This window comes from Streptomyces sp. NPDC031554, assembly GCF_055580685.1.
Genome location: NZ_JBVIKX010000022.1, coordinates 29019 through 41966, shown reverse-complemented (window position 1 = coordinate 41966; position 12948 = coordinate 29019). Strand labels below are relative to the sequence as shown.

Below are 12948 nucleotides of genomic sequence, written 5' to 3'. Positions count from 1 at the left end.
TGCGACGGTGGGACCGAGAGCACCACCGGGCAGGCCCTTCACCTCGAGGCGCTCCGCGTCCGGGCGAGCACCGGCACTTCGAGCCGACCTACGACTCAATGTCAGTGGCCTGCGACATGATGCGAAAACGTGACGGCCCGTCAGGCAGAGGGCCCCGAGGCCGTCGGTGACGAAGAGGAGGGGTGCTGTGCGCAGGCCGGTCACGGGCGAGGTGCATGTTCACTACGGTCAGATCCACGTCGAGAGCGATCCGGCCGGCACGACCCCGGGCCTCCCGGAGGCGTTCGCGGGCCAGGCCAACGGGTTGTGCGGGGCCGCGGTCCCGGGCGCGCTCTGGCTGAGCACCGGACTGCACACGGGCGACGTCGGCTTCGTCGTGGAGGTCCACGATGCGCCCCCTCCGTTGGATCCGGCGTGGGAGGACGTGGTGGAGGTGCCCTTCCGGCCGGTGTCGCAAGGCACCAGTCTGGTGCAGTGGGCGGGCGAGGCCGCCTGGGACCTGGACCTGCCGCGCACCGACTACCGGGTGCGCTACTGCGCCCGGGGGGCGGACCGGGGGCGGGAACTCGACACCAGGGTGGACGGGGAGCCGCGGGCGGACAGCTACCTCCTGCAGTTCTGGCCCGCGCCGCCCCGCCCGGACCGGGTGGTCCGCCAGACCTCCCGGCACGCCGCCCACCGGCATCGCTACGCGCGCGACCTTCCGCCCCCGCCCACCCCCGAGCAGCGCGCCGAGTCCGAGCGCCTGGCCCGCCGGGCGCGGGAGCGGGCCGCCGAGGAGCGGCGAGTGCACCACGAGCGGTGGCAGTGGGGCGGACGGCTGCCGAGCCGGGCACTGCGCGATGCCCGCGAGAGCAACGTCCTCGGCCTGCTCCGCTTCGACAGCGACCTGGTGCACGCCCTCGACGCCGCAGACCCGGGCGTCCAGCGTGCGGTGGCGCTGCTGGCCGCCCGGCGGGCCTGCGAAGCGGCCGGCCTGACCGATGTGCCGTGGGTCGCCGAGGCACTCACCGCGTTGGCGCACAAGCGTCCGCTGCCCCCGCCGTTCGACGACCGGGACCTGCTGTCGCAGACCCTGCGCTCCGATCCGCGCGTACCGGATCGGTCGGTGCTCGAGGCGACACCTCCGCAGCGAGCGCCGTACCGGCCGCCCACCCTCGCGGACCGACCGCTGCGCCAGCAGCAGGCCTCTCCGGCGAAGGCCGGAGGAAAGTGGGTCTCGGCCACGGAGCCGGGCCAGGACGCACCGAGCCGGCCGGGCCTCGGCCGGAGACTGGGCACGCTCGCACCGGCGGCGTCCGCCGACCGGAGCGCGACACCGACCACAGGCACGGGACACGATGCCGCCGTGGTGGTCCACACCTTCGGCACCCCGCGCGAACCCTCGTGGATCTCACAGCCGCACTTCGCGCTTCCCGCCGTGCTCGCCGCCGCCGGGCCCGCCCCGCTCAAGGCGGCACTGGACGCGGTGTGGCACGCCCTGAACACCTATGGCGAGCACTACCCGCAACTGCTGGAAGAGGTCCGCTCGGCGTGCGCCGACCGCACGGGGGAGTAGACCACTCTTTCTCGGGAACGACGAGACCCGGCCGGTGCCGGAACTGCGCCAGGACATCGCCCGGGACAAGACACCGGCGTGGCTGGAGGATTCGGTCGCACAGATCCGACGGAGGAGCGGCGGCAAGATCCGCAAACCGCTCCGGGACGGGCTGATCGTCGCAGTGTCCGACCGGCTCGGGCTCCGACCCCGCGGCCGCCCGGGCCGACCTCGCGGCGACCTTGCGCACCGCCCTGGCCATCACGGCGACCGGCCTGTCCTGAATCACCGGTGCCGGCCGGGATGTGCGGCGTGCCGCTTGACCCCGCGGCGACGGCGCCCCGGGTGCCGTCGGCGTGTCAGGTGCCGGTCCGGTGAGACCGCACCTGTGGTGTCATGTACGCACGTCATGCTTGAGGAGGACGGCCGGCTCGTCCGCCAAGACCACACGAGAGTCTCCTCTGGTGCCTGGCGACCAGGGAACATTGACGGCACTCGCACGATGACGCGAGCAGGCCCGCCGGGCGATCTTGGGATGCGTCCCCGAGATCCGACCTGGAGAACCTTCTTCGTGGCTACCTTCCTGTATCGCATGGGCCGTGCCGCTTTCCGGCGGCGATGGCTCGTGGTGCTGCTGTGGGCCGTGCTCCTCGGCGCCCTCGGCGCCGGCGCAGCCAAGGCGCCCGGCGCCGGTGACGACGACACTTCCTTCATGCCCGGCATCGAGGCCCAGAAGGCCTTCGACCTGATCGGCGAACGCTTCCCCGGCGCCGACGCGGACGGGGCCGGCGCCCGCATCGTCTTCATCGCGGCCGACGGGGAGAAGGTCACCGAGGCCGGCAACCGCGCTGCCATCGACGAACTGGTGGACGAGGCCCGCAGCGGAAGCCAGGTGGCCTCCGCCACCAGCCCCTTCCGGACGAAGGCGGTCAGCGAGGACGCCTCCACGGCGTACGCCACGATCGACTTCAAGGTCAAGGCCGACGACCTCACCGACTCCAGCAGGGCCACCCTGGAGAAGTCGATCGACAAGGCCCGCGACGCCGGCCTCACCGTCGAGGTGGGAGGCGACGCGCTCGCCTCGCAGCCCTCGGCGGGCGGCGCCGCCGAGGGCATCGGCTTCGCGCTGGCCGCCGTGGTCCTGCTGATCACCTTCGGATCGCTCGCGGCCGCCGGACTTCCGCTGCTGACCGCCGTCGTCGGCGTCGGCGTCACCATGGCGGCGATCATGGCCGTGGGCAGCCTCTTCGGCCTGACCGCGACCACCGGCACGCTCGCGTCGATGCTCGGCATCGCGGTCGGCATCGACTACGCCCTGTTCGTCGTCTCCCGCTACCGGGAGGAGCGGGCCAGGGGCCGTGACGCACAGGAAGCAACCGCTCTCGCGGTCGGCACAGCCGGCTCCGCGGTCGTCTTCGCCGGTCTGACGGTGGTGATCGCCCTGGTCGGCCTGACCGTGGTCGACGTCCCGATGCTCACCAAGATGGGCATGTGTGCCGCGGGGGCCGTCGTGGTCGCCGTACTCGTCGCCCTGACCCTGGTCCCGGCACTGCTCGGCATGTGGCCCGACGCGGTCCTTCCCCGACGGACGCGCAAGGCGGGCGAGGGCGCCAGGACGCGCACGCCGGCACACGACAACGGCGGAACGCGGTGGGCTCGCTTCGTGCTGCGCCGCCCCGTGGCGGTGCTGCTGGTCTGCGTGGCGGGCCTCGGGGCGCTCGCCCTGCCCACGGCCCAGCTCGAGATGGGCATGCCGGGCGCGGAGTCGAAACCGACCTCCACGACCGAGCGACGCGCCTACGACGCCCTCGCCGACGGCTTCGGCGCCGGCTTCAACGGCCCGCTGACCATCGTCGTCGACGCCCGGGACGCCGACGGGCCCGAGGCCGCGGTCGGGACCGTCGTCGAAGAGATCAAAAACACCGAAGGCGTCGTGTCCGTGTCTCCCGCCCGTTTCAACGAGGACGGCGACACCGCACTCGTCTCGGCCGTCCCCGCCACGGGCCCGAACGACGAGAGGACGAAGGACCTGGTCCAGTCCATCCGCGCGGAGCGCGCCGGGCTGGAGGCCGACACCGGCGCGACCTTCGAGGTGACCGGCAGCACCGCGATGGACATCGACGTCGCCCAGGCCCTGAAGGACGCCCTGGTGCCGTACCTGACGGTCATCGTCGGACTGGCCCTCGTCCTGCTGCTGGTGGTCTTCCGTTCGGTGCTCGTGCCCGTCAAGGCGGCCTTCGGCTTCCTGCTCTCGGTACTGGCGGCACTCGGTTCGGTGGTGGCCGTCTTCCAGTGGGGCTGGGGAGCGGAGCTGCTGGGCGTCGAGCAGACCGGCCCCGTCATGAGCCTGATGCCGATCTTCCTGGTGGGCATCGTCTTCGGGCTGGCCATGGACTACGAGGTCTTCCTCGTCTCCCGGATGCGGGAGGCGTACGTACACGGTGACCGTCCCGGGCAGGCGGTCGTCACGGGCTTCCGGCACAGCGCCCGCGTGGTCGTGGCCGCCGCGGCGATCATGATCGCGGTCTTCTCCGGCTTCATCGGGGCCGCCGAGTCCATGATCAAGACGATCGGCTTCGGGCTCGCGGTCGCGGTCCTCCTCGACGCCTTCGTGGTCCGCATGGCCCTGGTGCCGGCGGTGCTCGCCCTGCTGGGCGACAAGGCGTGGTGGCTGCCCCGTTGGCTCGACAGGCTGCTGCCCGACGTGGACATCGAGGGCGCCGGTCTCACCGCCGGCCCCTCGGCCCCCGCCGACCACGCGAGGCGGCACCCCGAAACGGCTCGCACCTGACGCGAGGACGAGGACCCGGGCCGCCGCCACCTCGGACACGACGCAGCGGCCCGGACCTGTCAGCATGTCCTTGATCCCCTGCTTGCCTCCGGAGAGATCGCACGATGAGAACCATCTGGCAGCGTTGGGCCGGCAGTAGGCCCGGGACCTCCGGCATCGTCGTGCCCGCCGTACTGTTCCTGGTGACGGCCGTCGGCTCCCTCGTCACCGGCTGGCTGCTCTCCGAGCCCCTTGCCCTGTGGCCTGCCGTCGTCCTGTCCTTCGTCGCCTGCGCGGCGGTGCGCTGGCGACACCGCCACACGTCCGCCGTCATGGCCGTGACCACCCTGTGCACGGTCGGGCTGGGCCTTCTCGGCTACCTGCTGACCCCGCTCCTGATGGGGCCGCTCCTGATCGCGCTGTACTCCGTCAGCCTGCGCACCGACCGCAGGGCCACCGGGATCAGCGTCTCGGCCGCCACCGCGGGCGTAGTGCTCGCCGGGTTGTGGGGCACCTCGTCCCTCCAGCACTCGATCATCCTCGCCGTCGTCAACCCGGCGGGGTGGGTGCTGCTGACCGCCGCCTTCGGGAGCTACGTCCGGGTGCGCCGGGAGTACGCCGCGGCCCGTGCCGAACACATCGAGCGTGAGCGGGAGGAACTGGCTCGCCACCGTGTTGTCCAGGAGCGCATGCGCATCGCCCGGGAACTGCACGACGTCGTCGCCCACCATCTCGCCCTGGCCAACGCGCAGGCCACGACCGCCGCTCACCTGGCCCGGTCGAACCCCCTCCAGGCCATCGACATGCTGGAGCACTTGTCCGCAACCACCGCCGAGGCGCTGCGTGAGATGAAGAGAACGGTGGGCCTCCTGCGCCAGGACACCGACACGTCCGACGACCTGACCCCCGCCCCCGGCCTCGGGCAACTGCCCGACCTGATCGCCACCTGCTCGGAAGCCGGTCTGGACGTGTCCGTCGAAGCGGAGGGCCGGCCACGCCCCCTGAACCCCGGACTGGACCTGACGGCGTACCGGATCATCCAGGAGGCATTGACCAACGCCACCAAGTACGCCGTCACTCCCACCGCTCGCGTCCGGCTGGTCTACACGCCCTACGGCCTGACCCTCCTCGTCGCCAACGACACCGCTCCGTACGGGGACGCGCCGGCACCCCCTTCCCCTCGTGGTTTCGGGCTGATCGGCATGCGCGAGCGCGCCCTTGCCGCGGGCGGCACCTTCCGCGCCGGCCACAGCGGGCGGGGCGGGTTCGAGGTGTTCTGCTCCCTTCCGCTCGACAACGACGACGAACGGCCCGCCCCATGACGATCCGCGTCCTGCTCGCCGACGACCAGGCCCTGCTCAGGGCCACCTTCCGCATCCTGATCGACTCCGACCCGGACATGACGGTCGTCGCCGAGGCCCCGGACGGCCGGCAGGCCGTCGAACTCACCCGTGCCCACCGTCCGGACGTCGTCCTCATGGACATCAGGATGCCGCTGACCGACGGGATCGCCGCCACCGCCGACATCTGCGAACGGCAGGAGCTGTCCACAACCCGCGTCCTGGTGCTCACCACCTTCGAGAACGACGAGAACGTGGCTCGCGCCCTGCGCGCCGGCGCCAGCGGTTTCCTGGGCAAGGACGTCAGCGCGGACGTTCTTCTGGCAGGCATCAGAACCGTGGCCGCGGGCGACTCGCTGCTTTCCCCCGCGGCCACCAGAGCCCTCATCACCCGCTTCCTGGCCACACCGGACGCGGACGAACGACCGGCACCGCCCGAACGCCTCGCCGCCCTCACCCCTCGCGAGCGCGAGGTCGTCGCGCTCGCCGCGCTCGGCAAGTCCAACGCCGAGATCGCCGACACCCTCTTCCTGAGCCCGCTGACCGTCCGCAGTCACCTCTCCCGCTCCATGGCGAAACTACGGGCCCGTGACCGTGCGCAACTGGTGGTGATCGCCTATCAGAGCGGACTGGTGCGCGCCCGCCCCCCGCACGCCGATTGAGCGCTTCCGGGCGTCGGCACGGTCATCGGCACCGCCCTGGAAGCCGCCCGGAACGCGAGCTGATTATGATCTTGGCCATGTCCGTGCAGAGCTTTGACAAGACCCTTTCCCGCAAGCAGAGGCTCCAGGAGAAGCAGCGCCGTCAGCTGGCGGTGGTCGACACCGTGGACAAGGCCGAGGCCAAGGTCCGCAGGGCAGAGCTCGAACTGGCCGGAGCCGTCACCGAGGCCGTGCAGGTGTTCGGCGACGAGCAGTCCGCTTCGGAAGGGCTCGACATGCCGGTCGAAGCGATCCGGCGCTTCCTCGGCATGGTGCGGGAGGAAACGGCCGGCTCCGGCGACCACGCCGACACACCCTGAGTTCGGCGGTCCCCGGGCGTGCGGCCGGGCGCCGGCACGGTGGAAGGCGGGGGCCGTCGGGTTCGACACCGTGCGGCCGCTGCTTTCGCCGTACGGGACCGGTGCGGTGACGGGGGCGACCCAGCACCGCGTTCTCGTGCCGCGGGACCGCGAGTCCGGCGTCCTCGGCCACCTGCCGGCACAGGAGCACAGCCGGGACCGACAGGGGCTTCCTCGTCACCTGCCACACCGGCGGGACGAGCACCCACGGCATCGTCCCGGGCGGCCCTGGGCACCACCGGACCTCCACGACCCGCAGCGACACGTTTGCGAACGGCACAGGCACGAGGGAAGGGCCTCCCGGCGGGGAGGCCCCTGCTGCCCCGGAGGCCCGGCCGGACAGCGTCAGGGCCGCGGGGCGGTCTCCAGACGCGCGAGGGACTTCTCGATGCGGTTCCTCCGGCTGGTCCCGCTCGCCGCGGTGACCACCTGACGGATGATGCTGTAGCGCTGCGCGCGGCTCAGTGCGGCGAAGCGGACCGCCGCCGTGGGCGACGCGGCAAGTGCCCGGGTGAGGTCGGAGGGTGCTTCGGCCTCGGCCTGCCCGGCGTAGGCGCGGTCCCAGCGCCCGTCCGCCCTCGCCCGCTCGATCTCCGCGAGACCCCGTGGCCGCATGCGCCCCTGCTCGATCAGGGTGGCGACGATGGTGACGTTTCGCCGGGACCACGTCGACGCGGTTCGACGCGGGGTGAAGCACTGTTGGAACACGCGTGCGTCGACGGCGTTGCGGCGGCCGTCGATCCAGCCGCTGCAGAGAGCCTCTTCGAGGGCCTCTCCGTAGGTCAGGGAGGTCGGTTCCGTGGTGTCCTTCTTCGCGAGGATCAGCTGCACCCCGGCGGACGAGTTCTCCTGGGCGTCGAGCCACGTCCGCCAGGCCCGCGCGTCGGCCACGACCAACCGGCCTGCCGGATTCTCTTTCGCCGTGTTCGCTGTGTTCGTCATGAAGCGATCCTCGCGCGCCGAACGGTCACCCTGTGTCCTGTACTCTCCCGCGTCCTGACGCGTTTCCCCGCGCTTGCGGCGCGCACGGGATCCTCCTGCCCGACGGCCGGCCCTTCGGCGCCGGCGGACGGACCGAGTCCTGCAACCGTTCGGCGAGCTGCGCCGCGGCCCGGGCCAAGGCGTCCGGGCCGACCACGGTGAAGGGGGCGTCGTACCGGGCCACACGGGCGAGCAGACCGGCCCAGGACCACGAGCCGATCGTGACACGACAGGACCGCTCGGTGAGTTCCTCGACCTCACCGTCGTCGGTCCAGGGGATGACCTCACGCGCGGGAAGCTCGACGACGACCTCGCCCACGCAGGGCCAGCGCTCCCCGCTCCCCGATCCCCTGGACCGGGCGGCGAGGAAGGAGCGCGCATCGGCTGCGGGAAGCGCGCGGGGCGTGAAGACCGGGCCCGTCGGGGTGCGCGGCGCCATGCGGTCCATGCGGAAGACGCGCCAGTCGTCACGGTCCAGATCCCATGCGATCAGATACCACCGGCTCTTGCGGGCGACGATCGCGTGCGGCTGCACACGCCGTGCGGGGACGTCGCCCCCGCCGTAGCCGAACCGGAGCGTGTGCCGGTCCCGGACGGCGGCGCTGATGGTCTCGAGCACCGAGGGACCGACACGGCAGGAGGCCTCGGTCCCGGTGAAGCGGATGCCGTCGACGCGATGGCGGAGCCTGGACGGCATCACCTGACGGACCGTGGCCAACGCGCGGACCGCCGCCTCGTCGATGTCGACCCCGGTGGAGGACACGCCCTGGAGCGCGACCGCGATCGCGACCGCCTGTTCGTCGTCGAACAGCAGCGGCGGCAGCTCGGAGCCGGCCTCGAGCCGGTACCCGCCGTCGGGTCCCTTCACCGACCCGATCCGGTAACCGAGTTCCCGCAGGCGGCCCACGTCGCGGCGGACCGTGCGCGGGCTCACGTCCAAACGCTCCGCGAGGACCTGCCCCGGCCAGTCGCGCCGCGTCTGCAGGAGCGAGAGCAGGGCGAGCATCCGCGAAGTGCTTCCGATCATGAGGCCAGTGTGCTCCGAGTGGAGGACCGTCCCTGACCTCTTCTGCCGTGATGCTCGTCCCGGACGGCACACCTGCCGCTCGAACCCCCCGAGGAGAAGAGCAGACCATGACGATCAGGACGACCACCCACCTGAACTTCCGCGGCACCGCCCGCCAGGCACTCGAGTTCTACGCGACCGTGTTCGAGGGCCGGCTCACCGTCACCACCTACGGCGACGTCGGCATGCCGAAAGAGGTTCCCGGCGCCGACAAGGTCGTGTTCGGACAGGTCGAGAGCCGGGACGGGTTCCGCGTCATGGCCTACGACATCCCCGGCCAGGACGACACCGGCATCACGGTGACGGCCGGCTCCACCCACCGGGAGAACGGTGCCACGATCACCGACCGGACGTTCTTCCAGTCCGTCCGCGCCGACACCCTCGACGAGATCACCGGCTACTGGAACGCCCTCGCCGAGGGCGGCACCGTCATCGAGCCGCTCGCCGCGTCGGCGTGGACCCCGGGTTTCGGCATGCTCACCGACCGGTTCGGCGTCACCTGGGTCCTCGACGTCCAGACCCCCCACGCCGCCTGAACCGGACGGCACCGGGGCAGGGACGACGCGTCACAGTGTCACACGGGCCCTGCCCCGGTGCGGCTCACCCGCCCCTCCTCGCCGCACCGGCACCGGGCCACGAAGCATCACCTCGTCCCCGGCAGCTTCGCGCGTCCACCGGCGGGCCCGCTCCCGCGTCTGCCGGCGCGGGAGCGGGCCGGGACCGGCAACGGCTTCCTCGGCACCTGCTGCACCGGCCGGACCGTCATCCGCGGCATCGTCCCGGGCGGCCCTGAGCACCTCCGGACCTCCACGCCCCCCACCCCCACCGGCGGGGAGCCGGCTGCCGCACGACCGGGTCGTCCGCACACCGGGAGCGCGCGGAGCCCCGCCGGGGCAGGGCGACCCGATGCGTCCCCTGCCCCGACGGAGCTCGGTCGGCCCGGCGGCGGGCCACCGGCGCCCGGCCGGGGCCGGTGCCGTGCGCGGCGCCCTCCGGACGGCTCAGCCGAAGTTCACGTCGCTGCACCACATGTAGGCCTGGTCGAGGTGCGAGGCCTGCCAGATCACGAACAGGACGTGGTGTCCGCTGTAACCCGAGGTGCTGACGTTGAACCTGATGTCCTGTGCCGGGGCGAAACGTCCGGTCTGCGTGATGAAGTCGAGGTTGTTCCAGCCCAGGGTCTGGGTCTTGGGGTTGAAGCCCTGCTTGCTCACGTAGACCTTGAAGTAGTCGGCACCGTGGGACGCCTGGTCGTACAGCTGGACCGTGAAGTTGTTGCCGACGTTGGTCGTCCTCCACGGCCCGGGCCTGTCCAGACTGGCGTTCCTGGAGAGGTTGTTGCTGCAGAGCGTCCCGTCGGGAGTCCGCGCCTGGAACTGGCCGCCGAGGCCGTCGCGGAGCGCGCTCATCCAGTTCCACATGGTGTCGGCGTTGGCCTGGAACGCCTGATAGCACATGGGGTCTTCGGTCTGCATGGCCGGGCTCGTGTGGTTGCTGCCCCACGTCTTCCAGCACTGGTACGCGCGGGTGGCGGGGCTGACGATGGTGCCGTGGGCCTGGGCGGGGGCCGACCAGGCCAGCGCACCGACCACCACGGCGAACACCATGACGAGCGCCTGGAGAGGTCGGCGGGGGGACAGCCGGGAACGCCCGGTCGACGGGCTCTGTCGGTGCATGTGGGGGGACTCCTTCCAGTTGCGAGACTGTGATGGGAGCGCTCCCAACGGTACGTCCTCCGAAAGAAATGTCAATGAAACGAACGCGGTTGACGACACGGGCGGGCGGCGGACAGGGAACTCGCCGCGAACCGGGAGGCGGAACTGTTCCCGGGGCGTCGGCCGAGCCGGACCGTGTGGCCGGATGCGTGACCACCGGCCACGGACACCCGTGAGAACGGGTCGCGTCATGTGCCGATCAGGAACCCATGGGGTTCTCGTCCAGGACATGGAGGAGGGGGCGGCCGCAGCGGCCGCGGACGACGTGCGATCGCCGCCTGAGTCCGCGCGGGAAGAGGCGGGCCGCGGCGGCGAGTTCGTCCCGCTTCCGGACCGCCGCTGATCCCGCCACGGCAGTGCCCCGAACACATCGCCGGCGAACCCCGCCGACCCGCCCCGGAGCCGTTCCGTCTCCCCCGGCCCCGTACCGGGGGAGACGCCCACCACCAGGAAGGATCACCCAAGGCGACGAAGCACTGCTAGAAGGTCAGGTTCCAGGCGTCGATCTTGCCCATGTCGGAGGCGGCGTTGTCGTCGACGCGCAGCTTCCAGGTGCCGTTCGCGACCTCCGAGGAGGCGTTCACGGTGTAGGTCCGGGCGATGTCGTCGGCGCTGCCGCCGGTGCGGTTGTGCAGGGTGTGGACGGTGCCGTCCGGCGCCACCAGGTCGACCTTCAGGTCACCGATGTAGGTGTGCTTGATGTCCACCCCCACCATGAGGGCGGCCGGGGCGTTGCCGCTCACGCCGGTGACGGCGATCGGGCTCTCCACGGTCGCGTTGTCGTTGACGGTGAAGTCCGCCAGGTTCTCGAAGTACTTGCCGGGCGGCGGGGTGGTCCCGACGGCCTTGAGGGCGTCGGCCTGTCCTTCGCCGAAGAACGAGTTGTTCGCCGTCGTGCCCGTGCAGCGGCTGTCCGAGGGGCAGGCGATGTCGTTGGCCTGGGCGGCCAGCCTGGCGCGGATCTGCGCCGGGGTGATGCCCGGCTCGGCGCTGGCGATGAGCGCCGCCACACCGGCCACGTGCGGGGTGGCCATCGAGGTGCCGCTCTTGCTGCCGTAGCGGCCGCCGGGGACGGTGGAGTACACGCTGCTGCCCGGCGCCGCGACGTCGATGACGTTCTGCCCGTAGTTGGAGAACGAGGCCTTGGTGACGCCCGTGCCGTTGGCCGCGACCGTGACCACGCCCGGCAGTTCGGTCGGGATGTCGAGGCAGGCGTTGGTGATGGTGCGGGTGACCGGCGTCGAGTCGTTCGGGCTCGCGGAGTCGGTCGTCTTGTGGGCGAGGTCGTAGTTCTCGTTGCCCGCCGCGGCGATCTGGAGGGAGCCCTTGCTCTCGGCGTACTCCTGGGCGCGCTTGACGCCCTCGATGATGGCGGCCTGGTCGATGTCGTCGGGGCAGTTGAACTGCCACGGGTCCGTGTAATAGCTGTTGTTGGTGACCTTGAAGCCGTGGTCACCGGCCCAGACGAAGCCGCAGACGGTGTTCTCGGCGAAGAAGAAGGAGTTGCCCGGCTCGGCGACCCGGACCGCGGCGATCCTCACCCCGGGGGCCACGCCGACGACGCCCTTGCCGTTCTTGGCCGCGGCGACGGTGCCCGCCACGTGGGTGCCGTGCGTGTCCACGTCGCGCCAGGCACCGGCCCGGGTGTCGGGCTTGCCGTAGGCGCAGGAGACCGAGTCGGCCGCGTCGAAGTTGGGCGCCAGGTCCTGGTGCCGGTCGTCCACACCGGTGTCCAGGATGCCGACGGTGACGGAGGCGGAGCCCGGGTTCACGGCCCAGGCCTGGTCGGCCTTGATCTGGCTCATGTCGGCCCGGACCGGTTCCCCGGCCGGGGTCGAGGCCTGAGCCGGATCGGCCGGGAGCGCCGGGTCGTAGGCGGCGGCCGGGACGTCCGAGGTGCGCGTGGCGCCGACCTGCTGCACGCCCGCGACGCCGCGCAGGGTCGCGGCGAACCCACTGGACGCCGAGTGGGCGACGATCACGCCGATGGCGTCGAAGGCCGAGAAGACGGTGCCGCCGTTGGCCGCGATCGCGGAGCGCACCGCCGAACTGTCACCGGGGGCGGTGATCACGAGGTAGGCGCGCGTGCCGGCCACCCAGGCCGCACTCCCGGAAGCCGGTGCGGCGACCGGAGCGTGGGCCTCGGCGGCCGGAGCGTGGGCCTCGGCGGCGGGCGCGGTGGAGGAGGCGACGGGCAGCGTGCCCGCGAGGGCGCCCGGGGCGCCGAACGCGAGGACGGCGCCGAGCGTGGCCGCCAGCACCGGCGTGCGTCCGGGCCGGCTGGATATGCGGAGTGTCAATGCGTCCTCCGGAGACGGCCCGATCGTGGTGAGGACACCGGCCGGGCCATACGAAACGAGTGGTGGACGCAAGATGTCAGGCACATGCTCCTGTGCGGAAGTACCTTTCCGCCATGCCGTCATGACGGCATGGCGGAAAAGACACCTGCCCTGGGCATCCGGGGGAGGAGGGATCCACC

At 71.9% G+C, this 12948-nt stretch carries 10 protein-coding genes; 6 read left to right on the top strand and 4 right to left on the bottom strand.

Going from position 1 to position 12948, the window contains the following annotated elements; genetic code table 11:
- The first annotated feature begins 187 nt into the window (after positions 1-187).
- From ACZ5FU_RS34390 to ACZ5FU_RS34370, 5 genes are all read left to right on the top strand, one after another.
- Positions 188-1558 (top strand): hypothetical protein, encoded by a 1371-nt coding sequence (locus ACZ5FU_RS34390; RefSeq protein ID WP_469047875.1) that lies wholly within the window; start codon positions 188-190, stop codon positions 1556-1558.
- A 550-nt stretch (positions 1559-2108) separates the two neighbouring features.
- Positions 2109-4328: an MMPL family transporter gene (locus ACZ5FU_RS34385; RefSeq protein ID WP_469047874.1), complete on the top strand. Its 2220-nt coding sequence runs from the start codon at positions 2109-2111 to the stop codon at positions 4326-4328.
- A 104-nt stretch (positions 4329-4432) separates the two neighbouring features.
- Positions 4433-5629, top strand: coding sequence for a sensor histidine kinase (locus ACZ5FU_RS34380; protein WP_469047872.1), 1197 nt, complete (start codon positions 4433-4435; stop codon positions 5627-5629).
- The gene (locus ACZ5FU_RS34375) at positions 5626-6309 is read left to right on the top strand and encodes a response regulator transcription factor (RefSeq protein WP_468840034.1); all 684 of its coding nucleotides are present in this window, start codon (positions 5626-5628) and stop codon (positions 6307-6309) included. The genes ACZ5FU_RS34380 and ACZ5FU_RS34375 overlap by 4 nt, the downstream gene beginning before the upstream one ends.
- A gap of 77 nt (positions 6310-6386) precedes the next feature.
- A complete protein-coding gene (locus ACZ5FU_RS34370; protein WP_451528162.1) occupies positions 6387-6668 on the top strand; it encodes a hypothetical protein in 282 nt (93 codons plus the stop codon).
- Between the two features lie 384 nt (positions 6669-7052).
- Here ACZ5FU_RS34370 and ACZ5FU_RS34365 read toward each other — a convergent pair whose 3' ends face one another.
- Both ACZ5FU_RS34365 and ACZ5FU_RS34360 read right to left on the bottom strand, forming a co-directional pair.
- The gene (locus tag ACZ5FU_RS34365; RefSeq protein WP_451528163.1) at positions 7053-7649 is read right to left on the bottom strand and encodes a YdeI/OmpD-associated family protein; all 597 of its coding nucleotides are present in this window, start codon (positions 7647-7649) and stop codon (positions 7053-7055) included.
- A 25-nt stretch (positions 7650-7674) separates the two neighbouring features.
- Positions 7675-8715 (bottom strand): helix-turn-helix transcriptional regulator, encoded by a 1041-nt coding sequence (locus ACZ5FU_RS34360; RefSeq protein ID WP_469047870.1) that lies wholly within the window; start codon positions 8713-8715, stop codon positions 7675-7677.
- A 107-nt stretch (positions 8716-8822) separates the two neighbouring features.
- Here ACZ5FU_RS34360 and ACZ5FU_RS34355 point away from each other — a divergent pair, with 107 nt between their 5' ends.
- The gene (locus tag ACZ5FU_RS34355; RefSeq protein ID WP_468646559.1) at positions 8823-9290 is read left to right on the top strand and encodes a VOC family protein; all 468 of its coding nucleotides are present in this window, start codon (positions 8823-8825) and stop codon (positions 9288-9290) included.
- Between the two features lie 465 nt (positions 9291-9755).
- On the opposite strand, the gene ACZ5FU_RS34350 is transcribed toward ACZ5FU_RS34355, so the two are convergent.
- Positions 9756-10430, bottom strand: a complete 675-nt coding sequence (locus ACZ5FU_RS34350) for a lytic polysaccharide monooxygenase auxiliary activity family 9 protein (RefSeq protein ID WP_468646558.1) — start codon at positions 10428-10430, stop codon at positions 9756-9758.
- A gap of 518 nt (positions 10431-10948) precedes the next feature.
- Positions 10949-12730, bottom strand: coding sequence for a S8 family peptidase (locus tag ACZ5FU_RS34345; RefSeq protein WP_469047897.1), 1782 nt, complete (start codon positions 12728-12730; stop codon positions 10949-10951).
- Positions 12731-12948 lie beyond the last annotated feature (218 nt).

What these genes read in the sequence shown, in the direction of transcription:
- ACZ5FU_RS34375 (WP_468840034.1), top strand. Translation starts at nt 5,626, where the DNA reads ATGACGATCCGCGTCCTGCTCGCCGACGACCAGGCCCTGCTCAGGGCC.
- ACZ5FU_RS34360 (WP_469047870.1), bottom strand. Translation starts at nt 8,715, where the DNA reads ATGATCGGAAGCACTTCGCGGATGCTCGCCCTGCTCTCGCTCCTGCAG.
- ACZ5FU_RS34380 (WP_469047872.1), top strand. Translation starts at nt 4,433, where the DNA reads ATGAGAACCATCTGGCAGCGTTGGGCCGGCAGTAGGCCCGGGACCTCC.
- ACZ5FU_RS34370 (WP_451528162.1), top strand. Translation starts at nt 6,387, where the DNA reads ATGTCCGTGCAGAGCTTTGACAAGACCCTTTCCCGCAAGCAGAGGCTC.
- ACZ5FU_RS34350 (WP_468646558.1), bottom strand. Translation starts at nt 10,430, where the DNA reads ATGCACCGACAGAGCCCGTCGACCGGGCGTTCCCGGCTGTCCCCCCGC.
- ACZ5FU_RS34355 (WP_468646559.1), top strand. Translation starts at nt 8,823, where the DNA reads ATGACGATCAGGACGACCACCCACCTGAACTTCCGCGGCACCGCCCGC.
- ACZ5FU_RS34365 (WP_451528163.1), bottom strand. Translation starts at nt 7,649, where the DNA reads ATGACGAACACAGCGAACACGGCGAAAGAGAATCCGGCAGGCCGGTTG.